Raw genomic sequence first — 22,526 nt, 5'->3', positions numbered from 1 at the left:
TTTTGTAAAAATTTTAAGAAAAAATATTTTACGTCCTCCTCTCACACTTTTCCGTAACTTGTTGATATAATATGAGTTGTGGAAATAATTTTATCGGAAAATCGGATGTGTAGCGACACCAGCCTACACTAACAACACCAAGGATTTTTAAATAAGCAACCTGTTCTAATAAACTAACAAATCATCTTTCAAACGACTGTCTGAGTAATCCTGCGAACGAGCTCGATCGTTTTTATCATTGCGTAGAAAGTGTAATTTGTTTTTCAGGTTACTTTTAAGTATCTTAATGCCGAATAATTCAGCAATTTTACTAAAATTTAGGAGTTTTAATGATACGACATGCATCTGCGCAGAAGCAGGCACGCCAAGCAGAAAAGCGACGTTTGCAAAATAAAGCTAATTTATCGAAGATGAAAACAGCTATCAAGAGCGTTCAGGACGAGCAAGATAAAACTAAAGCTGCCGAAGTTTTGAAAAAAACTTCAAAGCTATTAGACCAATTAGCTGCTAAAAATGTTATCCATAAAAATAAAGCGGCTAACCAAAAATCAGCATTAACTAAGGCTGTCAACAAAATGAAATAAAAAAAGCCTCTGAGTCATCAGAGGCTTTTGCCTTAAAGCATTCCATTCCTTTTTCGAATAAACCATTCTATCGAAAATAAAATAACTATCAACAAAGCAATATATTCCCAATTCCATATTTGTACTTTTGTAATAGTTGTTATCTCTTGTTGCTCATATTTTTTTGATGATAGTGCTTTAATAATTTTATCAGCATTCTCGATATCTACATACATTCCTCCGGTTTTGAAAGCGACCTGATCAAGCAATTGTTTATTCAACTTCGTATCAAGATACTCGATGTTCATTTTACCGACAGAAAATTTTCCTCTATCTTCACCCGCTACTCTACCTTTAGTTACTGCGTTTGCAGAATAAACATAATCGCCTTCCGGGAGATTTATGAAAGCCCCTTCGTACCTTCCATTTCCAACAGATTCTAAAATTATTTTTGTCTGTTCTTTCTCGGACTCAAGAGTAACATTTACTTCTGCATCATCCAACTGCCGGTATTGATCATCATATACCTGAGCTGTAAATTCAATTGGGTCGGTTGTAGCGAACACTTCCTTCACCGGCACAACTCGTACTTTCTTTTCATCTTCTTTTGTAGTTAGCCACTTGATTATGTTAGTTAGAAACGAAGCATACAAACGCTCGGTTTGTGAATTGCCCTGTGCGAGAAGACGCCACCGCCATAGCCCATAACCTGTTATAGCAGCCGACTTATACCGATTGATATTTCGAGTTAATATCAGTGGTTCATCAATTTGAATGTTTTGTATTTTTATAGTTGCTAATATATCGGATTCAATTTTGGACCTGAATTGAGTTTGAGTTTTGAAAACCGGCGGCATTTGGCTCCATCCTTCATAGGTAGCAGCGGTTTCAATATTCAGCAAAGGATGGTTTTTATTTTTTTCGTGTATTTCTGCAAACACTAAAAGTTCGTTGCTATTAACATTCGACCAGACAAAGGGGAGGAATTCCTCAATCAATCGCAATTTCGTATAATCCACATCCTTAGCGTTAATAAAGAAGATTGATTTCCGTTGGTCTCCGATAGTTTTTTTGATCTGTTCTATTATCTCTTTCGATGTAATAATAGTTGGATAATTAATCATCACGATACAATCAGCCGAATCAAGGCTACTTTGTGAAAACGTTTTCTCCCTACCATCTGTATAAAATTCTCCAATTTTCTTTTGTGTAAAGGAAAGAGATTCAATATGCTGATCTTCGGAGAGAGCTTGTTTTACTGCGGTTATATCGGCGGAAGGCGAGCCGCCAAGAATCAGAACTTTCAGTTTACTCTTTAATACTTTTATAAAAACCGATTTGTAATTATTTTTTTCGGTAAGCTCACCGGTGATATTAGAGACACTAACTGTAATTTTTTTTGTTCCTTCTTCCTCAGCTTCAAAAAACATACGAATCCGGGTCTCCGCACCATCTCTGCTAAGGTTTATCGTTTTCTTATCGAGAATGTTTTTACCCTCAGAGAGAACGACTTCAGCATTTTCACCGCTGCAAGCCGACCATTTAACAGTAACGTCAACCGGAATCCTTGTTTGTGCATAAGCAATATTATTCGTTTGAACATCAGCTACCAACACATCCCGTTGTTCCGAAGTATCACCGATGCCAATTGTATAAACAGGAACATTCAGACCTTCAGCCAAATAAACAGGGTTTTTTCCTTGGTTATAATTTCCGTCCGAAATAAGCACTACCGCTTGCAGATTTTCATTTTTAGTATCTTCCTTCAAACTCTTTAATGCTGCTGCGATATCAGTTACTTCGCCTGAATAATCTACTGCACCTGAAAAATATTCTTTTAACTTTTTCGCCCCCGATGAAAAGGTATAATAAGTTACTTCTGTTCCTTTTAAATTATTCACTATTGTTTTAGAATCAAGCATTTTGCTGAGTTCGGTAATTTGTTGTGCTGATTTCTCAGAAACTGTTATGCTTTGTGAATTATCGATAAGAACGGCAACTGTCGGTTGTTTCGTTTCGATGTTGATAAAACTGATGATAGGTTCAAAAATAACAAACAGAAGCAACGTTAAGACAATTGAACGAACAACTGATAAGAATAATTTTTTTAATGTAGATAATGGCGGGATGGTGTATTTATAAAATAAAACTGCAAGAAAAATAAATATCAATCCGAGAAAGAAAAATAATAACCAACTTCCTCCTAATGTTATAGAAATAAAACCTATAAACATAAAAATATCATCTTATAAGAACCATCTTGCGGTCGGCGATAAATGAGTTCGTCCGGATTTGGTAAAAATAAACTCCGCTTGGGACGTTCACACCCTGATGATTTTGAGTGTTCCAGTAGAAATAATTTATTCCTTCTCGAATCAATCCATTGTGTAATAACAAAACTTTTTCGCCTAATAAATTATAGATGATAATTGTTCCTTCACAACTGTTTGGAGAATCAAAACGAATTGTTGTACCGGGATTAAAAGGAGTAGGAAAAGGATTCGGATAGTTTTGAGTCAATTCAAATTTAGTAGGTAATTGAGGTTGTTTTAAAGTATCGAGAGTAATTTGTGTGCTTCCATATGTAAACAAATATGCTTTTGAACTATCCTGTGGAAATCGGATGAGTTGATTAGTCGAATCTACCGCAATGATATAAAAACTAACTTTTGCACCAACAGATATACTCGGTAAAAAAATACGATACGTTCCGTTAGAACTATATAATGACCCAAAATATTTATCCATCTTCAAAGTATCGTATGAAACCATATTGTATGAAAACACCAAGTAAACAGAATCGCCCAATATACCGCCTGCCTTACCAACATAATTTGCAATATAATAGTAATTGTTCAGACTCTTATGTATGCTCGGGTAGTAGATAGCTTTTAGTGCGTTCACTCTTCCCCATCCAACAAAATTATTTGGATGAGTCGGGAATCGGGAAACTTCTACACGATCTGCTGTATTGCGAAGAGCTTCGCGAACTTGAACTGGTGTAAGCTCGGGCCGAGCTGACAATAACAGAGCAGCAACACCAGCCGTGATTGGAGTTGATGCAGATGTCCCTTGTGAGTAACCATAAGTTGACGGACCGGGAATTACTCCGCTATAAACACTTACGCCCGGAGCTACTACATCGGGTTTCACTCGTCCATCATTGGTTGGTCCTGTCGAGCTAAAAGTTGCCAAATTTCCTGCAATCGTAATTGCTCCGACAGATAAAATACTATCGGCATCAGCCGGACACATTAATGTGCCTCGTACACCGTTACCGTTAGATTCGTTACCCATTGCAGTTACAACCACAACTCCAAGCCGTGCTGCACGTGTAGCAGCTTTAGTTGTTACGCCGGTTTTGCCATCAAAATCACCGTTTTCCCATCTGTATCCTTGTCCATTATCAAATATGTTGTAACCAAGTGAACTGCTTACTACATCGGCACCACGGCTTTCCATCCATTCGATTCCCGCCGCCCACCAGTCCTCTTCGATTTGTGTTTCAGTAGGAACATATTCTGTTTTAGCAAGTATAAAATCGGATTTAAAAGCAGGACCGATAACTTTACCCGGCATATATGAACCGACAATGGACATTGTCAAAGTTCCGTGCAAATCCTGTTCGTTTGGATCGCCGGTTTGATTTGCTGTTGTGTCGTCATTATTGATGAAGTCGCGTTCGGCAATTACGTTTGTATTTTTAAGCGATTCGTGTAGGCGCCAACGAAATCCTGTATCTAACATCCCAACTAGAACGCCTTCTCCGTTTATTCCAAGTTCATGAACCTCCGGAATTTTTACCGCCGCATATTGTGCCCAAGATAAGCCGTAATCATAACCTAAAGTTTTTTGGAACGAACTATTAACGCCTTCCCTCGTATTTATTAAATCTTTTCTATAAAAACGAGCAACAGGTTTTACTGCTTCAACGAATGGTAAATTTTGTATTTGAATTATTTGATCGGTGGAGAGGAAAAAACTTGCAGCATTCATCCACCTTACTTTTTGTTGGAGTATGCCACCTGTTTGTTGAATCGATTTTATGTATGATTCATTAAGCGGTAAATCCTGATAATCTACTAACTGATCCACAGGTAGAACTTTCGCACGCCGCTTTAATGCACTTTCAGTTATTTGCTGAGTAGCTAATGAGTAAGCTTTTGCCCCCTTTTGTAAAATTCCTGTTTGTTGTGAATATTTTCCCTTATCTTTAAAATAAATCCAATACTTCTGATTTTCCTGAGATAGCAAAACGAGAGAGAATGCTATCGATAAAATAATGATTGCCAGAAAATATTTTTTTGTAATCATAAAAGTTAAACAGCCGATAATAATTTTTCGACGATTTGAATTGGACTAACATTGTCGGCTTCGGCGTTGAAATTGGGAACGATGCGATGACGCAGCACAGGTCCGGCCATTTTCCGGACATCATCGATATCAGGTGTGTGCCTCCCTTCGAGAATAGATTTTGTTTTTGCGCCTAAAATTAAATATTGAGATGCACGCGGACCCGCTCCCCAGCTTAACCAGTTTTTAATAAACTCAGGAGTTCCTTTTCCGTTCGGGCGTGTCCGGGCAACTAAATCAACCGCAAACTCAACAACATTATCAGAAACCGGAACGCGGCGGATTAAATCCTGAAAGAATGAAATCTCCTCGCCATTTAATATTTGTTTTAAATGGGATGAATATAAACTTGTAGTCGATTTCACGATCTCGATTTCTTCTGTGCGTGAAGGATAATCAAGCCACAAATTGAACATGAACCTGTCGAGTTGGGCTTCCGGAAGCGGATAAGTTCCCTCCTGTTCTATCGGGTTTTGAGTTGCTAAAACAAAAAATGGTTCTTCTAAAATATATTTTTCGCCGGCGGCAGTTACATGATGTTCCTGCATAGCTTCCAAAAGAGCCGCCTGTGTTTTAGGAGGAGTTCGGTTAATTTCGTCTGCAAGAATGATATTTGCAAAGATAGGACCTTTAATAAATTTAAACGACTTGGTACCAGTAGTAATATTTTCTTCTAAAATTTCAGTGCCGGTTATATCGCTCGGCATCAAATCGGGTGTGAACTGAATGCGACTGAATTTTAAATCGAGAACTTGGGCAAGAGTTTTTATTAACAAGGTTTTAGCAAGACCTGGAACGCCTACCAACAAACAGTGTCCGCGAGCAAGAAGTGAAATCAAGAGCTGCTCGATAATTTCATCCTGACCGATAATTACCTTTCCTATCTCCTTCCTGATAGATTTAAAATTTTCTTGTAAAAGTTTTACTGCTTCTACATCGTCTAATTTTGTTAAATCCCTGTTCACTAATTTTTCTTTCATAAATTTATTTTCAGCGTACTTGCCAGAATATTTCTTTTCTCAAATCCTGAATCCATTTTTGGAATTCATTATTCCTTTTAAAGTTAGAGGCGTAGATTTCGATTTTTTGCCAATCGGTAGATAACGAAATTTTATGTGCCGGAATTCTCTTCTTTAAATAGACTATCTGAAAACCTCCTGAAGTTCCTGTTTTTACCAACAAGGGTTGGCTGATTTCGCCCTCATTTAATTCAGCGACAGAATCAAGAAAGTCTTTACTCAACTCGTCGAGGGGAACACGTCCGATAAAACCGCCAATAGAAGCTGATTCGGAATCGTCCGAATAGCGTTTAGCAAATTCCGAAAAGTTAGCGCCCGCGCGTACACTATCGGCTATTTTGTTGAGTAGCTCAACAGCAGCGACATCCGATTTTTCGTCGGCTTCAACTTTGAATAAAATATGCCTCGCATGAATGTTCTCGCCACGCCGTTCAATCAACTGAATTATATGAATTCCGAAAGTAGATTCGACAAGCCCCGAAATTTGTCCTTCTTTCAAAGCGTAGGCAGCTTCTTCAAATTCTTTCACAAATTGTCCGCGTCGCGTGAATCCCAAATCGCCACCGGCGAGGGCTGATCCTTTGTCCTCTGAATAGCGCATTGCAAAATCTGCAAAATCACCGCCGGCTTTTATACTGTCTAAAATTTTTCCAGCTAATGTTTTTACATTACCCAAAACCTCAGCGCTTTTAGATGGTATTTTCAAGATATGATACAGTTCAACCTCTTCCTCAACATCAGGTAAACTATCGCGGAATGCTTCAAAAAAAAGCTCAGTTTCTCTCCGGCTGACGCTTATGTTCGCAAAACGGAACTGCTGCATTCGTTGAGCGAGAAGCTTCTTGCGCATCTCATCACGAAATTCTCTTCTTATTTTGCTGAGAGGCATACCGTATATTTCTTCTAATTTTTGTTCTGAACCGACTTGCTGTATATTTTGCTGTAGAAGAGCATCAAGCTGTTGAGTAACCTCATCTTCTGTAACTACAACATTCGTATCGTCGATAGCTTTCGCAACAATTAGTTTTTCGTTCATCAACATATCTAAAACCTGATTTTTTAGACCGGGAGTTTCAGGGTCAATTCTGTTGTTCATTACATAAAATTCTATCTGTTGCTGCAAATCGGACTCGAGTACAATTTCTTTCCCAATCACAGCCACTATCCTGTCCAACGTCTTTTTCTGAGCATACGTTGAATAAACCATAATTAATGTAAGCAGAAGGATAAATGAAGTTATCGCTATCGTTTTAATTTTTTTCATTTTTTGTTATTTTGAGTTCAATGTCATATTTTTTTCGTAACGAATTAATCAAGCTATCATATTTGGAGCGACGTTCCTGAGTAATTAACCTCTGGACTATCTCGTTTCTAACTAAAGCCAATTCAGCTTTTGAACCTTGCGGATATTTTTCTATTATTTGTACAACGTAAAACAGGTCGCCGCTCTTAATCGGAAATGAGACATCTTTTGTAGAAAGGTTTTGAATAACTTTCCACAACTCGGCAGGATAAACTGTGAGTTGTGTAAACAAGGCACCGGAGATTTCTGAGTGTATTGATGATGCTTTTGTATCGGAGGTCTGAAAAGATTCCAACGCATCGGTCCACTGTTTGTTTTTCAGAATCAGATTGCGGAATTCGGTTGCATATTGTCGATCGGTGAATGAAGCAATATTTAATCGAACTACATCTTCGCGAAGTACAAATTCATCCGAGTGTTTTGAATAATAATCGCGCAGTTTTTCTTCATTGAATTCTGCACTATCGTTGTAGATTTTATTTTCTATAAGCGATTGAATTGCCAACTGCTTGCGGACTTCAGCAACCTGCCGTTCAATTTCTTTTGATCCGGCAAGCCCTTCTTTTGAAGCTTCTTGAAACAGCATTTCGTTTTCAATCCATTTATTTACAAAAATACGAACCTGCAAATTCGAAGTATCGGATACCGAACCGACATTCTCAATTATATCGGACTGTGAGAGAAACGAATCCCCGACACGTGCAATATAATCGGGCGGCTGATCGTTATTCTGACAACCGCCCGCAACTAATAGAAAAGTTAATATTAAAAAAAATCTGATATTCATTTTGCAGGATCAGTAAAAGCTTTTTGCAATTGTTCCGGAAATAATTGAACCGGATATTTCGTTTTGATTTTTTCTAACCATTCAGTCTCTAAACGTTTCTGTTGATATTCTTGAAATGCGTTCGATACCTCGACGCCGGCTTCCTCGAAAGTTTTAAAGCGCGAAGGTTCTTTCAAGTTTACTTTGATAATGCTGTATCCACCATCTTCAGTAATTATTGGTTGCGAAATCCAACCTATCTCCATATCCCAACACATCTTAGCGAATTCATCTTCTTCGATGCTCTTTAAACCGTGCTCACCTTTATTAGCTATTAGCTCTGGTTCCTCGTTATATTGATCAGCTAATTTTTCGAAAGATTCACCCGTTCGTAGTTTATTCATAATTTCGGCTGCTACACTATCCGAAGTTGCATATATTTCACTATAGTCAACTCGATCCGTGAATTTAAACCTCTCGCGGTTATTATTGAAAAATTCGTGAATCAAAGTATCCGAGATATTTAATTTATTCCAAACTTCCAACTGTTCGGCTTTATAAAGAACAACACCATCCTGATATTCTTGCATCAGACTTCTGAAATCAGGGAAGCGGGTTTCGAGATTTTTAGAATTTTCAGCGAGTAAGGCCAAATCGCCGATCCGTTCGAAACGTTTCATTAAGTCGTGCTTTTTTAACTGAGTATCACGGAAATCTTGCCTGTCGGTTAACATATTAATTACCGTATCGATATTTAAACTTTGTGTACCAACTTTGATTAGAATCATTTTTTTGACATCGTCGGTTACAGTTGCATCCCAGGCACTATCGCTTGTAGTGTTTGTTGAATCTAATTCGCTCACGAAGAGATTTGTCACATTTTCATCTATAAAAAATTTGAAAGTTTTCTTCAGGTTTGCAATATAATCGTTATACGCATCATTATACCGTTGCGATTGGAAAGTTCGTTGAATTTCGGGTTTCATTTCTTCGAAAGTTTGCAACGGTTTCAGTTCTTCACATTTTAGAATGTGGAAACCATAAGGTGTTCGGACGATGTTCGATATCTCACCGGCTTTTAATTTAAAAGCAGCTTCATCAAAAGGTTGCACCCATCTTCGACGTTGAAAAAATCCGAGGTCGCCGCCGTTAATCGAACTCCCCCCGTCTTCCGACTTTGATACAGCGAGAGCATGAAAATCGGATCCCGACTTTAAACTATCAAGCACTTCAACAATTCGTGCATAAGCTGATGAAGAATCGGCAGAGTCAGGTTGCTGTGAATTGAAACGAGCCATTATGTGCCGAATGCGAATACTCCCCTTTGCCGGTTGCCGATCAGTTTCCTTGATAATGTGATAACCGAATGCAGTTCGAACGGGCTTCTGAGAAATTTCTCCGATCTTCATTCCATAAACCGCATCCTCGAATTCAGGTACTAATTGCCCGCTTGAAAAATAATATAAGTCGCCGGAATTTTCTTTCGCCGACGGGTCTTCGGAAAATTCAAATGCAAGTTTACCAAAATCTTCTCCTTTATTTACGCGGTCTATTATCTCCATAGCTTTTGTATAAGCTTTCAAAGTATCCTCCGGCAAACTGGTCATATCGACTCTGAACAAAATATGACTTGCCCGAATTTCCTCTGTTGTCCGTTTGTATAATTTTTTTAGCGATGGTTCAACAAGTTCTTTCTCAAGCATGAAAGTAGATGCAAGACTTGTTCTATATTCGTTAAGTTCTTGTACTATTTCCGGGTCGGCTAATAAATTTTTGTCTGTAGCATCTTGCAGCTTCAATTTATATTTCATCAGGAGATTCAAGAAATCTTCTCGTTCCTGTTGAGTTGCTTTTTTGGCAGCATCGAGACCTCCAACATTACGTGAATAAAACTTTTCGTATTCACCAAGTTTTAATACGTTATCGCCAAATTTAGCAACAACAAGTTCGCTGGTTTTCGGACTACAGCCTATTAATAAAAGCAGAAAAAATAAAAAGAGAAAAAGACGGGTTTGAAACATGTTACTGATCCTTTCTTTACATTAAATATATGAGGTAATTTGATTACTAAAGTGCTTAATTATAACAATTTTTTTTAAGATTTCAAAGCACAAATAAACAACCTGGTTTCCCGTTTGCAGAATGAGAAACAAATCGGAAGACCGTTCCGAGATGATGCAGAATATGAAAAAATAAAGGAAGAAAACCGAAACCGGATGCGAAGAAGAGAATAATTATGATTCTTCCTTGTCGTCTTCTGAATTCCCGTCTGCAATACTCAAGATTTCCTGTGATGGCATTTCTTGTATAGTTTTAAGTTTCTTTTGGATTTGCCGTGTGCGCACACCGACCAAATCGTCAATCTCGGTACTTGCCTGATGAATTTTATCTTGTGCTTTTTTCAGGACATCTCCGAATTTTTCGAATTCAGTTTTCACGGCGCCTAAAATATTCCAAACTTCACTCGTACGTTTCTCAATTACGAGTGTCCTGAAACCCATTTGCAAGCTGTTTAGTAAAGCCGCTAATGTTGTGGGACCTGTTATAATGATCTTGAAATCACGTTGCAGAATTTCAACTAAACTTGTTCGTCGTAATACTTCAGCATAAAGTCCTTCGAACGGTAGGAACAATATACCAAAATCAGTAGTGTTCGGCGGGTCAATATATTTATCGTGAATGTCTTTAGCCGATTTTTTTATATTTGCATCTAATAGTTTGGCAGCTTCTTCAATAGTGGATGTGTTCCCTTTTTCGTAGGCATCCACCAAAGTGTAATAATTTTCAATTGGAAATTTTGAATCAATCGGAAGATAGACAATTTTTCCTGTATCATCTCTGCCGGGAAGTTTTATGGCAAATTCAACATGATCGCGGCTGCCTAATTTTGTTGCAACGTTCTTTGCGTACTGTTCGGGTGATAGAATCTGGTCTAAAATATTTTCTAACTGAACTTCTCCTAATGTTCCACGGGTTTTAACATTCGATAATACTTTTTTCAAATCGCCTACACCAATAGCTAAATTTTGCATCTCGCCCAAACCTTTGTGAACAAGTTCCAATCGTTCGCTAACAATCTTAAACGATTCCCCCAATCTTTGTTCCAAAGTTTTATGGAGTTTCTCGTCAACCGTTTGTCGCATTTTTTCGAGCTGCTGCGAGTTATCTTCTTGAATCGTTTTCAGTTTGCTCTCAATCGTTTCTCTCATCTTATCAAGCCGTTGTTCATTCGCTTGAGTCATCCTCTCGATTTTTTCTTCTATCGTTTTGGTTAACGATGTTAACTGGTTCGAAAAAGTATCAAGCTGATTCTTTTGTAAGATGGCTATCTCACTCATCCTATTTGAAATTGAATCTCCAAAAGTTCTAAACGAGTTTGTTAATTCCTCACGTGTCTCCTTTGAGTTTTTGTTGAATTCTTCCCGGTTTCGAGAAAACTCATCTTTTGAAGACGATTCAAGTTTATTCAAACCTTTTTCAAGGTTGTCGAATGCAAACTTTAATTCTTCAATAATTTTATTATCGTCTTTCTTCGAAGCTCTCAAAATGAAGAAAGAGTTTAATAAAAGTATTGCGATAATAATTATTAGTAATATTTCAATCATATATCTCTTCCGGAGTTTAAATGGTTAAATTAAAACAACTGACTTGTACCTACAGTAAAAAACAATCTTCCGCTTTTTCTATCTCTCGGAAATCTGTAAGTCAAATCCAAACGGATAATATCCAAAATTTTTCCTATACCGATCCCGGCTTCGTAATACCAACCGTTCGTAACAGATTTTTGGTCCAGCCAGGTTTGTGCAACCGATCCGTACAGAATTAACTCAGTGTTGCGTTTATAAAAAAACGGGATACCCAATGCGAGGAATGGAATGCTTCTAAAATTATGTTCAACGTTAAATAAAATAAATTTGTCGCCGACAAACTCTTTTACACCAGCTGTTTTTAAAACTCCGAACGGAGCTATTCCGCTGAGGCGTGAATCAAGTGTAAATAATTTTTGTGGCGGCAGCTTTCCACTGGAACTTCCTGCAGAAAATGCAAGCCGCATCACCGGCGAAAATAGGTGGCTCTGTAAAAACGTTCTAAAGTTGTAAGTAGTTGAAAATAAATAACTTGTAAAATCCAAATTACTTTTTAAAACATTGGGAGCTGTGCGTTCAATTGCTATCTCCACTGCGTCTATCGGTATGAGATTAAGAAACACAGGTTCTTGACCAATTCTCGATCGAAATGTGAATGATCTGATTTTTCCATCTATAATTGGTGGGTTGTTGCGGAAATTATTTCCAAGCGTGATGAAACCAAAATCGGAATTCACGAAAAGGGATTTGTGCCACTCGCTGTTGAAACCAATTTCGATTTTTAAATTATTAATTGGTTTGAGAACGGAAAATGCGCGCCAACCCGAAGCTAGGAAATAATCGCGGTAATCGTTTCTACCGATAAGTGAGGTGAACGAATTTAGCAGCGGATGATAAAAATTTCCATCGGGAGAATTATCGAGTTTACGATAAACTTCAAAACCAACCCCATAATTTCTTTTAGCATCGAAGAATCGTGTACCTCCAAAATTCATTTTGAAAATATTATCGGAGAAACCATAACCTGCCGCAGCGTTTATGGCGGTAGAGTTGGTTACTGAATCGAGTTGATATTTTCCACCGAAGAAAAATCCTTCAACCCTGTTAAAGCGGGCATCTACATATTTCAAATAAGATAATACATTACCGCTATCAGCAAAAAGAGTCATTGAAGCTCCACCCGGACGGAATTGAACAGCTAAAGTTTTTGTGCTGTCGAGCGAATCATAAGCAGCTTGTTCTGTTTCTGTGAGTGGAAGAACTTCGCTCTGCTTCCAGAAAATTGAGTCATAAACCACTGCGCTGGAATCGGTTGTTAATCGAGGCTTCTTGAATATCGTATCAGGAATAACAGCGTTAATTTTATAATCGGTAATTACCGATGTTTGCTCGAAGGTCAATTTCGGGAACGTAAAGCCGGCGAAGCTGATTTTTGCACCGCCCACAATTCTGATGTCGGTTGGCATCCAGAATTCGTCATCATAGAGTGAGAACTTTTGACGATAGTTTAATTTTAAATCGGTGACAAAAGGGATATTGAATACTTCGTTAGGTTGTAAATCGACACCCATCACCGCAAACGTGTAGTCGGCGATGGTTATTATACCCTGGAAAAGGGGTTGAAGGCGTGATTTCGGGATAACATTTATCTCGTAGATTTCGTAACCACTTTTTCCGTAAGTCCGCAGCAGCTTGTAATCATAGTAATCGAGTGCACCCCTAGCTGTAGGACCGATGAAAGTATAACCGGCGCTTCTGATTTCGTCGTCGTTGAAGTTTGTAATTCCCCAAACGGCGGCGAAGTTGTTCGATGAGGGAATGTTCTCGGTTTGCCTTTTTTGTTTTATGATTTCACGAAGTGTATCGCCTTTTTGCCAGTATCCTGTCGAGTATGATTCAGTAATACTGGCTATAGTTGTATCTCTATAAAACAGCTGACGTGTAAATGCTTGAATCTCGTAAGAATTTAATTTATCCATCCACATTCGCTTGTTGGCAATTGCTTTCCGTATTATCTCGATGGCGGGGTCTTCTGCAATGATAATCATTTCGGGCATCTGAATTTGAACTGCTTTCAGAGAGATGTTTTTAATCAAATCGGCGTTGAGATTTATTCTGTCTGAATCTGTCTTATAACCGACGTGGCTGAAGATTAATCGATACTCACCTGTTGGTAATGAGAGTTGGAAATAACCGTTTGTATTCGTGATGGTTCCTTTTGAAGTACCTTCGATTCGCACACTTGCTGCTGGAATGGGTTGAGCTGATTCAGAATCGGTTACTTTTCCACTGAATGTGAAAATGTGTTGAGGGTATAGAATACCTGTGAGAAAAATAGATAAAAATAAAACAGTAATGCCAATTCTCCACTTTGCTTTTATACAATCTTTTTGGTCGCTTTCAATTTTAATCGCACTCAAGGATACCTCCTGTAGAAATCTTTTGAAAGCCAGTTAGCTTTTTTACATTTTTTATATAAAGGATGGTGTTGGTTTGTTCGATTTCGATAATTATTTTCCCGATTCGTTGCTTTACTATCTTGTTGTTTACTTCTTCGATACTTTTGAAAAATGCTTTATCAAATATAATGAACATTACTTTTTCAGTTTTTTCATGATTGCCCTACGGCTGACGTTTTGGTTAGTTTTTATTTTTTCCATCAGTTTTTCGCGAATTAAGAAAACCTTGTTGCCTAATTTTTTGGCAAGGTCTGAAATTAATTTCAAAATCATTTTTCGATTCAGCTTTTATTATTAAGGCATCCATTATTTACTCTCTTTATTGAATATATAAAATACTTTTATCGTTTTCAATACCTATCCAACTTAAACTTTTCACCTAAATACAATCGTTTTGCCTCTTCATCGTTTGCTAAATATTCAGCCGTTCCTGATTTCAGAATTTCGCCTTCAAACATTAAATACGATCTATCTGTTATCGAAAGTGTTTCGTGCACGTTGTGGTCGGTTACTAAAACTCCGATGTCTCTGTTTTTTAAATCGTGTACAATTTTCATTATCTCTTCAACTGCTATCGGGTCGATACCTGCGAATGGCTCGTCGAGTAAAATAAATTTCGGGTTCGTGGCTAATGTGCGTGCAATTTCGACTCGTCTTCTTTCTCCCCCCGACAACATATATCCTTTGCTTTTTGCGATGTGAGAAATACCAAAATCTTCCAACAGTCTATTGCACCATTCCTCGCGTTCACGCTGTGCTAATTTCATCATCTGTAGAACTGCCATAATATTATCATAAACCGAGAGTTTGCGGAACACAGAAGCTTCCTGCGGCAGGTAACCTATACCGAGCCGTGCGCGTTTATACATTGCAAATTTTGTAATTTCAGTGTTGTTTAAAAAAACTTTACCATCGTTCGGTTTAATCATTCCGACGATCATATAAAAAGTCGTGGTTTTGCCGGCGCCGTTAGGACCGAGTAAACCGACAACTTCCCCTTGTTTAACTTCGATATTTACGTTTTTTACGACGAACCGCTTTTTGTATTTTTTATACAAACCTTCTGAGAAAAGAATTTGATTGTTCATTTATCTAATCCGAGTGTTGATTTATTTTGTAAGAATGGATTTTGTGGAATTGCCGGTTTACTTTCACGCCAATTGAAACCCGCTAAATTATATTCGCTCTCTTTGTCTTGTACTAAATTTTCGGGGTAGTATTTCCCCTCAACTCCGCTTAAAATTTTTATAGCTTCAACTTTTTTATCTTCAAAAAGTATCGTGATCTGATCGCCTGAAGTTATATTTATTCCATTCGGTTTTTGAACTGTTACTGTAGTGTCGGCAACCGAAGTTTCAGTTTCGTAAAGATAATACAGGCTTGTGGCAGTTACATCCACAAGTATGTTATAAATTTTCCCTTCAAAAAAAATCATCGTAATTGTTTCGCCGCTCATTTGATCGAAACGATTCTGTAAGTTTGTATCACTTAAAGAAATTGCGAAAGCATTTCCACGAACAATAATTTTTTCGAGTTTGCGTTCAGTGAGTTTTATGAAAATCGAATCGCCACTCACCTGCGTTTTCTCGTACCAAACAAAAGGTTTATCACGCAGAATAATACTATCGGCATCCGAATAATAAACAGAGTTTCCGCACTCAGCCGACACATCACCCCGTCTCATAATTACTTTTCCGATAGCAATAAAACGAGAGAGACTATCCTGATACGAATACATTTCGTTGCTGACGATTGTGAGTGTATCCAAAGTACCTTCATCGGTTGTATCAATTTGAACTATCCGCGGTTGATCCAAAAGAAAACTGTAATCGCCCAAATTTTCAAAGTAATTGCTGTAAGTTTTCACATCGTTATTAATATCTGAAATAATCACATTCTTTCTTGCTATCGTCCGTTTTTCGTCTCTGAAATAAAATAATTCGTTGCACAACAGAGTTGAGCCGGTATCTTGCACAATAACGTTGTTACGGAAAAGCACTCTACGTTCTCTGATGAAATATTTCCCATAATCAGCATTCAGTTTTCGTGTTCCTTCTTCTAAATAAACTCCCTCAAAAGCCTCGGCAGTTTTATCGTTGCTGTTGTAAATTCCCCGTTTACCATTTAGTACCAATGTATCGTCCTGAACCCGCACATTTCCGGTTAACACAACTTCGTTTGTTTTAAAATATTGCACAGCTTTGTCGCAATTGACAACAACATTCCCTTGCGAAAACTGAACATTACCGATAAGCTCACGAATACTTTCACCATTGATTTCTCTCCCGACTAAACTATCGGCGTGATTAAGTATGATTATTTTATCGTCCTGTTGAGAAAATAAATTTGTAGAGATGAAACACAAAACAAACGGAATGTATTTAAGAGAAAAATTTTTCATCACTCGATTTTAGCAGATTGTCCTGTAACTTTCAATATTTTGTAATTCTTCAGATGTTGGTCGGATTCTAAACCGTGTCCTCGAATTTTTTCTTTAGGGGAATCGATCTCAACATAAGCATCGGTATGTATTTTTTGTGTTGAATTCGTCCACGATAATTGCTCGGTTCTTAAAGTAGTTCCCTCATCAGAAATAACTATTACGTTACCGATTGCTTCCAGGTCGCGTGTTAGATCGTTTACAATTCCCTGTTCAGCAGTGAGTTCGGTAGTTTGTTTTCCTGCTTCATCGTAGAAATCGACTTTAATTTTTTCATCTAAATGTGTTTGTTTTCTATCGTCGTAAACTGTTAAATGCCCGGCAGTTACAATTGCAACTAATTTCCCTGATTGAGTAAAATTAATGCGCGAGTTCCAGCTTTCTTGTGAAGGAGGGTTACCGCTTAATTTCGTGCTTGTAACCGAAGGTTTAATTTTTTCTTCACAACCCGAAAAGATCAATGAACACAAAACGGTAGCGAGTAATATTTTGAAAAAAAATTTCACTCATCCGCCTCAGGTCTTAATCCGGTTTTTACAAGGTCGTGCAAGTGTAGCATACCGATTGGTTTCTTTTCAGAATCAATTACAATCAGCTGCGTTATGTTATACGATTCCATTTCATTGAGTGCAACCGCTGCTAAAGTATTTTGTTTTATAGTTTTGGGATTTTTGGTCATTATAGTTTCAGCTGCCAGATTCACAAATTCGGTTGTGCGAGAAAGCATACGCCGCAAGTCGCCGTCGGTTATTATTCCGACTAAAACACCAGTGTCGTCAACCACACAAGTTGCGCCTAACCGTTTAGATGTAATTTCCAATATTACATCTCTTATTGAACAATTATATTTGACATTCGGCACACCGTTACCCGAAATCATAATTTCTTCGACTTTGAGAATCAGATTTTTTCCGAGAATACCACCTGGATGGTAGAGGGCAAATTCTTCGAGTGTGAAGTTTCGCTTTTCGAGTAGGGCTATCGCAAGTGCATCGCCGAATGCAAGGGTTGCTGTCGTTGAAGCTGTAGGTGCAAGGTCGAAAGGGCAAGCTTCCTCTTTTACACTTGTATCAAGAACAACATCGGATAACTCGGCTAACTTAGAATCCATGTTTCCAAGAAGCGAAATAATAGAAACCCCGATACGTTTGAACATCGGTATAAGTTGTTGGATTTCGTTTGTATTGCCGCTTTTTGAAATGCAAACTACTACATCATCTTTACGCACAATCCCCAAATCACCGTGAACAGCATCGGAGGGATGTAAAAAAATTGCAGGCGTTCCCGTTGAATTCATAGTGGCAACAATTTTCCGGGCGATGATACCCGATTTACCCATACCCGTTACAATTATTCGTCCCTTCGAGTTGTAAATAGTTTCAACCGCCTGAATAAAATTATTATCGATGCGCGATTCTAATTTTAAAACCGCTTCGGCTTCGATGCGGATAACATTTTTTGCTTTTTCAATTATCTGATTTGTTGTCATTTTTTTTTTTAGAATTTTTTACATTTAAAATCATATCTATGATTTCGCGGGCGGCGCCGTTCCCTCCGTCGGTTTTAGTTACATAGTCCACCGATTTTTTTACAGCGTTAATGGCATTTGCCGGTGCTGCGCTGAAAGCGACAGCTTTTAGAAGCGGAATATCGAACTCATCATCGCCAATGTAGGCGGTTTCTTTTTCCGAAAAATTATTCTCTTTTTTCAGATTTTGAAATGCTTCTAATTTATCGTCAATCCCCTGTAGGACGATATCTATACCTAATTTGAAAGCACGCTTATCCACGATATCAGAAGTCCTGCCGCTGATTAAACCAATTTTTATACCGGCTTGTTTTGCCTTTACAATTCCGAACCCATCGTGTGCATGAAAATTTTTGTATTCTTTCCCGTCGGAATCTAAAATTATTTTCCCGTCGGTTAATACTCCATCTACGTCGAATAGAATCAGTTTAATATTTTTTAGCTTTTTGTTAAGAGTTGTTTTATTCATATTTGTTCTATCCGAGTTTCAATTTGTTTTTAACTAATTTATCAATCTCGATTACTTGCTTTAAAAGTTCTTCAAGTAAATCGAGTTTGAGTTGACTTGCTGCATCGCTAAGCGCTTTTTTAGGGTCAGGATGAGTTTCGATGAACAAAGCATCGATACCCACAGCAACACCAGCACGGGCAATCGGGAAAATAAATTCGGGGCGGCCCGATGTTTCGCCTTTACCTGCACCCGGCAATTGAACCGAATGAGTTGCATCTAAAACAACAGGGTAGCCTAACTTTCTCATAATTTGGAGCGAACGCATATCGACCACCAAATTATTGTAGCCAAAAGTCGAGCCGCGTTCGGTTAACATTATTTTTTTGTTGCCAACTTCTTCAACTTTTTTTGCCTGATGCGCCATATCTTCAGGTGCGATGAACTGTCCTTTTTTGATATTAATGATTTTTCCTGTTTTACCGGCAGTTTGAAGCAGCTCAGTTTGCCTGCACAGAAAAGCAGGAATTTGCAAAATATCAGCAACTTCGGCTGCTTCGTTCACTTCGTTTTCAGTATGAACATCGGTGAGAATAGGAACGCCGAATTTTTCTTTAACGTCGGATAAAATTTTCAGCGCCTCATTCATCCCAATTGTAGAAAAAGAATTACCGCTTGTGCGGTTTGCTTTCTTGTACGAGGATTTGAAAATAAACGGGATACCATATTTATCGGTGAGCTTTTGAATCCGTTCTGCGGTTTTGAAAATCATATTTCTGTTTTCAACAACGCAAGGACCCGCTATTAATACAAGCGGGTTGCCATTTCCAATTTTTATATTTCTAAGTTTTATCATAAATATTTAATTGCCACTGATTCACAGATTATAGAATTACTCTTTTTGTAACGGCTATTCCTTTTCTGAATATTTCATAAGTTTCATCTGTGAATCTGTGGCATATTATTTTTGTTTTTTAATAGTTACAAAAACTATTTTTTAAGCACACCTTCAGATTTTGCAATTATCGTTGCTACTGCCGCATCGCCCGAAACATTTACTACCGTCCGACACATATCTAAAAATCTATCTACTCCAAGTATCAATGCAATTCCTTCTTCCGGAATATTCACCGATCTCAAAACAATTATCAGCATAATAATTCCTACACCCGGAACCGGAGCCGTACCGATTGATGCAAGTAATGCTGTAAGTAAAATAATTAATTGTTCTGTTATGTGCAATTCGATACCATAAACCTGAGCTATGAACACTGCCGCAACAGCCTGATACATTGATGTTCCATCCATATTTATAGTTGCACCTAACGGTAAAACAAAACTTGTAATTTTTTTCGGAACGCCTAAATTTTGTTCGCACTTTTCCATATTTACCGGAAGTGTTGCTGCACTCGAACTGGATGTAAATGCAATCAACATTACTTCACGAATGCCTTTGAAAAATTTTATCGGATTGATGCCCGCAAAAATCTTCACCATTGAACCCAAAACAATAAATTGATGAACCAACAATCCGATGATGAGAGTTGCTGCATACCAGAAAAGTGTTTGCAAAATATCGAAACCGAATTCGCTGACCGTTGCTGCTATAAGAGCAAAAACTCCGAAAGGTGCAATTTTCATTACGAAATCAACCATCTTAATCATCATATCGCTGAAACCGTCAAAGAATCTTATTATAGGTTCCGATTTTTCTTTTCGGATTGCTGTGAGTGTGATTCCAACAATCAAAGCAAAGAAGACAATCTGCAGCATCTCGGCATTTGCTAAAGCCGAAATCGGATTTGTGGGAACAATACTAATTATTGTGTTGATTACATTAAGTTCTACCGATTCCTGAATCTTGGCTTGAATGTTGGGGGCAAATTCGACTAACAGTTTTTCGCGTGCATCTTCCGAGAGTCTATCGCCGGGTCTGATAACATTTGCAAGTGTCAATCCAATCGTTATCGCAATTGCAATGAGAACAAAATAAATCGAGATCATTTTCGCACCGATTTTCCCAACGGTCCTAATGTTTCCCAAACTCGATGCACCCACAATTAAAGATGCAAGCACCAAAGGTATAGCAATAAACATCAACAGCCGAATAAAGATTGTACCGACCGGCTTTATATATAGAGGGATTGTTTTTACTTTTTCAATCTTCTTTATGTTCTCGAAATGCTTCCGAGTCGTAATAACTGCTCCGTTTTGATCCGTAGTTTTGAACGTAACAAGAATAAGTAAATTTGCTTTAGCGGATTTATCTAGAATCTGGAAGTTGTTCAGAAGTTTTAACTGGTCTTCCTTCCCAAAAGTTTGTAACACCACACGCAAATGCACGTCGGCGAATTCGATTTTTTCCCAATTATTAACAATTGTTGATTTTTCTTTCTCTTTCTCCTTGTGAATAATCTCAAGTTCATATATGCTGACGTTCAAGGTTGCACCAAAGATGGCACCAAGCAGCAGCCCAAGTAAAATTTTATGGTGTAATTTAAGATTCCACAACTTCGAGAAAAAAGACATAATCATCCGTTTAATTGTTTAAGAATTTCGTTGAAAAAATACAAAAAAAAGGGGTAAGTTACAATAATTTTTGCATCTCTCAACATTTTTTCGCATCTTTATTCACAATTTTATACAAATTAACACAAGAATATCACGATGAAATCAAAAATCTATTTATTAAGTTTAATTTTCGCATTATTTTTAAGCACAACTGCTAATGCAGTTCTTGATGAGGGAATGTGGATGTTAGATGCCATTAACAAACTTCCACTAAATGAGATGAAGAAAACCGGACTTGAGTTAACCCCTCAGCAGATCTATAATCCAAACGGAACAAGTTTGAAAGATGCGGTTGTATCGTTAGGTGGCGGAACCGGTTCGTTTGTTTCGACCAATGGTTTAATTCTTACAAATCATCACGTGGCTTATGGGGCTATTGTATCTGTGAGTTCTGTGATGGAAGACCGGCTTAAGGACGGATTCTTGGCAAATAAGTACGAAGAGGAAATTCAGATAGACAATATGACTGCACAGGTAGTTGTATCGATGAAGGATATTACAGACGAAGTGCTTTCAGAAATAAAAGAGGATATGACTGCTACCGACAGGCAAAAAGCGATAAATGCTAAACTCCGCGAAATTGAAAAACGCGAAAAAGGTAATTCCGATTTTGAATGCCGCGCAACCGATGTTTACACCGGTGTGAAATATTATTTGTTCACTTTTGAAATAATCAAAGATATCCGGTTAGTTTATGCACCACCAAACTCAATCGGCAACTACGGCGGCGAAATTGATAACTGGATTTGGCCCCGCCATACCGGCGACTTTTCTTTCTTGAGAGCTTATATTTCGCCCGAAGGAAAAACTGTAAAATTTTCTAAAGATAATGTCCCTTATAAACCAAAACATTTCTTCCCAATTTCAACACAGGGTTTTAATGATGGATCGTATCAGATGATTATGGGATTCCCGGGAAGAACATTCCGATACCGAACTGCGGCGGATATCAAAGTTGCATTCGAGGAAGCCCTGCCTACGACTCTCGATTTATTCAAAACAAGAATCGAGATTATAAACAGGTGGGGTCAAAAGGATCGGGCAATCGAGTTGAAGTATGCAAACAGAGTCCGTGGTTTAGAAAATACTTACAAGAACTCGTTGGGTGTTTTAGAGGGAATGAAAAGAATCAAACTCACACAAATGAAAGAAACCGAAGAAGCTGAATTTTTGAAATTCATCAATTCAAATCCTGAACTGAAAAGTAAATATGGCAGCACCCTTTCGGAAATCGACAAACTGATTAACGATATGTTGCAATACAATAAAAAGCGGATGATGTTAATGAACCTACTATCAACCGACTTATACCGGCTTGCACAACGATTAATGAGTTTTACCGCCGTTCCTGCAAAAGACTCTCTCGGTAAAATAATTCCCCGCACAGATGCCGACCGTGCACCAATCAAAACTTTTTTTGATGTTGTTTATAAAAATGGGTCTTCGCGTACTCGAGTGGGTCATTTTATATCTCCTTGAGCATGCAAGT

General features: G+C 37.9%; 19 protein-coding genes. 2 read left to right on the top strand and 17 right to left on the bottom strand.

Features of this window, described 5'->3' with window-relative positions; translation table 11 throughout:
* Positions 1 to 329 precede the first annotated feature (329 nt).
* Positions 330 to 584 carry a 30S ribosomal protein S20 gene (gene rpsT, locus QME58_10040; protein ID MDI6804172.1) on the top strand — a complete coding sequence of 85 codons (255 nt, stop codon included), beginning with the start codon at positions 330 to 332 and terminating at the stop codon, positions 582 to 584.
* A 32-nt stretch (positions 585 to 616) separates the two neighbouring features.
* Here the strand turns inward: rpsT and QME58_10035 are convergent, their stop codons facing one another.
* The 17 genes from QME58_10035 to QME58_09955 all read right to left on the bottom strand — a co-directional run bounded on the left by QME58_10035 (position 617) and on the right by QME58_09955 (position 20,995).
* On the bottom strand, positions 617 to 2,797 hold the full coding sequence (locus QME58_10035) for a vWA domain-containing protein (protein MDI6804171.1): 2,181 nt from the start codon (positions 2,795 to 2,797) through the stop codon (positions 617 to 619).
* Positions 2,798 to 2,804: 7 nt separating this feature from the next.
* The gene (locus QME58_10030; protein MDI6804170.1) at positions 2,805 to 4,877 is read right to left on the bottom strand and encodes a S8 family serine peptidase; all 2,073 of its coding nucleotides are present in this window, start codon (positions 4,875 to 4,877) and stop codon (positions 2,805 to 2,807) included.
* A gap of 5 nt (positions 4,878 to 4,882) precedes the next feature.
* The gene (locus tag QME58_10025; protein ID MDI6804169.1) at positions 4,883 to 5,896 is read right to left on the bottom strand and encodes a MoxR family ATPase; all 1,014 of its coding nucleotides are present in this window, start codon (positions 5,894 to 5,896) and stop codon (positions 4,883 to 4,885) included.
* Positions 5,897 to 5,906: 10 nt separating this feature from the next.
* Positions 5,907 to 7,199 (bottom strand): peptidylprolyl isomerase, encoded by a 1,293-nt coding sequence (locus QME58_10020; GenBank protein MDI6804168.1) that lies wholly within the window; start codon positions 7,197 to 7,199, stop codon positions 5,907 to 5,909.
* Entirely contained in the window at positions 7,186 to 8,025 is an 840-nt protein-coding gene (locus QME58_10015; GenBank protein MDI6804167.1) for a peptidylprolyl isomerase, read from the bottom strand. The genes QME58_10020 and QME58_10015 overlap by 14 nt, the downstream gene beginning before the upstream one ends.
* Positions 8,022 to 10,025, bottom strand: a complete 2,004-nt coding sequence (locus QME58_10010) for a peptidylprolyl isomerase (protein ID MDI6804166.1) — start codon at positions 10,023 to 10,025, stop codon at positions 8,022 to 8,024. Before QME58_10010 ends, QME58_10015 begins: the two co-directional genes overlap by 4 nt.
* A 213-nt stretch (positions 10,026 to 10,238) precedes the next feature.
* A complete protein-coding gene (rmuC, locus tag QME58_10005) occupies positions 10,239 to 11,609 on the bottom strand; it encodes a DNA recombination protein RmuC (GenBank protein ID MDI6804165.1) in 1,371 nt (456 codons plus the stop codon).
* Positions 11,610 to 11,638: 29 nt separating this feature from the next.
* On the bottom strand, positions 11,639 to 14,011 hold the full coding sequence (locus tag QME58_10000) for a DUF5686 family protein (protein ID MDI6804164.1): 2,373 nt from the start codon (positions 14,009 to 14,011) through the stop codon (positions 11,639 to 11,641).
* A complete protein-coding gene (locus QME58_09995; protein MDI6804163.1) occupies positions 13,998 to 14,186 on the bottom strand; it encodes a hypothetical protein in 189 nt (62 codons plus the stop codon). Before QME58_09995 ends, QME58_10000 begins: the two co-directional genes overlap by 14 nt.
* On the bottom strand, positions 14,186 to 14,323 hold the full coding sequence (locus tag QME58_09990; protein MDI6804162.1) for a hypothetical protein: 138 nt from the start codon (positions 14,321 to 14,323) through the stop codon (positions 14,186 to 14,188). Before QME58_09990 ends, QME58_09995 begins: the two co-directional genes overlap by 1 nt.
* 77 nt (positions 14,324 to 14,400) lie before the next feature.
* Entirely contained in the window at positions 14,401 to 15,138 is a 738-nt protein-coding gene (gene lptB, locus QME58_09985) for an LPS export ABC transporter ATP-binding protein (GenBank protein MDI6804161.1), read from the bottom strand.
* On the bottom strand, positions 15,135 to 16,451 hold the full coding sequence (locus QME58_09980) for an OstA-like protein (GenBank protein ID MDI6804160.1): 1,317 nt from the start codon (positions 16,449 to 16,451) through the stop codon (positions 15,135 to 15,137). The genes lptB and QME58_09980 overlap by 4 nt, the downstream gene beginning before the upstream one ends.
* Entirely contained in the window at positions 16,451 to 16,996 is a 546-nt protein-coding gene (lptC, locus tag QME58_09975) for an LPS export ABC transporter periplasmic protein LptC (GenBank protein ID MDI6804159.1), read from the bottom strand. The genes QME58_09980 and lptC overlap by 1 nt, the downstream gene beginning before the upstream one ends.
* Positions 16,993 to 17,979, bottom strand: a complete 987-nt coding sequence (locus QME58_09970) for a KpsF/GutQ family sugar-phosphate isomerase (GenBank protein ID MDI6804158.1) — start codon at positions 17,977 to 17,979, stop codon at positions 16,993 to 16,995. Before QME58_09970 ends, lptC begins: the two co-directional genes overlap by 4 nt.
* A complete protein-coding gene (locus QME58_09965; protein MDI6804157.1) occupies positions 17,957 to 18,487 on the bottom strand; it encodes an HAD-IIIA family hydrolase in 531 nt (176 codons plus the stop codon). The genes QME58_09970 and QME58_09965 overlap by 23 nt, the downstream gene beginning before the upstream one ends.
* A gap of 7 nt (positions 18,488 to 18,494) precedes the next feature.
* The gene (kdsA, locus tag QME58_09960; GenBank protein ID MDI6804156.1) at positions 18,495 to 19,322 is read right to left on the bottom strand and encodes a 3-deoxy-8-phosphooctulonate synthase; all 828 of its coding nucleotides are present in this window, start codon (positions 19,320 to 19,322) and stop codon (positions 18,495 to 18,497) included.
* 134 nt (positions 19,323 to 19,456) lie between these two features.
* Positions 19,457 to 20,995: a dicarboxylate/amino acid:cation symporter gene (locus tag QME58_09955; GenBank protein MDI6804155.1), complete on the bottom strand. Its 1,539-nt coding sequence runs from the start codon at positions 20,993 to 20,995 to the stop codon at positions 19,457 to 19,459.
* A 138-nt stretch (positions 20,996 to 21,133) separates the two neighbouring features.
* On the opposite strand from QME58_09955, the gene QME58_09950 reads away from it, so the two are divergent.
* Positions 21,134 to 22,516, top strand: a complete 1,383-nt coding sequence (locus tag QME58_09950) for a S46 family peptidase (GenBank protein MDI6804154.1) — start codon at positions 21,134 to 21,136, stop codon at positions 22,514 to 22,516.
* Positions 22,517 to 22,526: the final 10 nt, after the last annotated feature.

The organism is Bacteroidota bacterium (genome assembly GCA_030017895.1).
Classification (GTDB): Bacteria; Bacteroidota; Ignavibacteria; order UBA10030; family BY39; genus JASEGV01.
Note: the sequence above shows the minus strand (reverse complement) of the source record. Positions and strands in the feature narration are given on the sequence as shown.

Bases quoted from the DNA above. Each gene is read 5' to 3' on its own strand.
- QME58_10035 (MDI6804171.1), bottom strand. From the start codon at position 2,797: ATGTTTATAGGTTTTATTTCTATAACATTAGGAGGAAGTTGGTTATTA.
- QME58_10010 (MDI6804166.1), bottom strand. From the start codon at position 10,025: ATGTTTCAAACCCGTCTTTTTCTCTTTTTATTTTTTCTGCTTTTATTA.
- QME58_10030 (MDI6804170.1), bottom strand. From the start codon at position 4,877: ATGATTACAAAAAAATATTTTCTGGCAATCATTATTTTATCGATAGCA.
- lptB (MDI6804161.1), bottom strand. From the start codon at position 15,138: ATGAACAATCAAATTCTTTTCTCAGAAGGTTTGTATAAAAAATACAAA.
- QME58_09970 (MDI6804158.1), bottom strand. From the start codon at position 17,979: ATGACAACAAATCAGATAATTGAAAAAGCAAAAAATGTTATCCGCATC.
- QME58_10015 (MDI6804167.1), bottom strand. From the start codon at position 8,025: ATGAATATCAGATTTTTTTTAATATTAACTTTTCTATTAGTTGCGGGC.
- QME58_09990 (MDI6804162.1), bottom strand. From the start codon at position 14,323: ATGATTTTGAAATTAATTTCAGACCTTGCCAAAAAATTAGGCAACAAG.
- QME58_10020 (MDI6804168.1), bottom strand. From the start codon at position 7,199: ATGAAAAAAATTAAAACGATAGCGATAACTTCATTTATCCTTCTGCTT.
- QME58_10025 (MDI6804169.1), bottom strand. From the start codon at position 5,896: ATGAAAGAAAAATTAGTGAACAGGGATTTAACAAAATTAGACGATGTA.
- QME58_09995 (MDI6804163.1), bottom strand. From the start codon at position 14,186: ATGTTCATTATATTTGATAAAGCATTTTTCAAAAGTATCGAAGAAGTA.
- rpsT (MDI6804172.1), top strand. From the start codon at position 330: ATGATACGACATGCATCTGCGCAGAAGCAGGCACGCCAAGCAGAAAAG.
- QME58_09965 (MDI6804157.1), bottom strand. From the start codon at position 18,487: ATGAATAAAACAACTCTTAACAAAAAGCTAAAAAATATTAAACTGATT.
- QME58_09955 (MDI6804155.1), bottom strand. From the start codon at position 20,995: ATGTCTTTTTTCTCGAAGTTGTGGAATCTTAAATTACACCATAAAATT.
- QME58_09950 (MDI6804154.1), top strand. From the start codon at position 21,134: ATGAAATCAAAAATCTATTTATTAAGTTTAATTTTCGCATTATTTTTA.
- rmuC (MDI6804165.1), bottom strand. From the start codon at position 11,609: ATGATTGAAATATTACTAATAATTATTATCGCAATACTTTTATTAAAC.
- kdsA (MDI6804156.1), bottom strand. From the start codon at position 19,322: ATGATAAAACTTAGAAATATAAAAATTGGAAATGGCAACCCGCTTGTA.
- QME58_09980 (MDI6804160.1), bottom strand. From the start codon at position 16,451: ATGAAAAATTTTTCTCTTAAATACATTCCGTTTGTTTTGTGTTTCATC.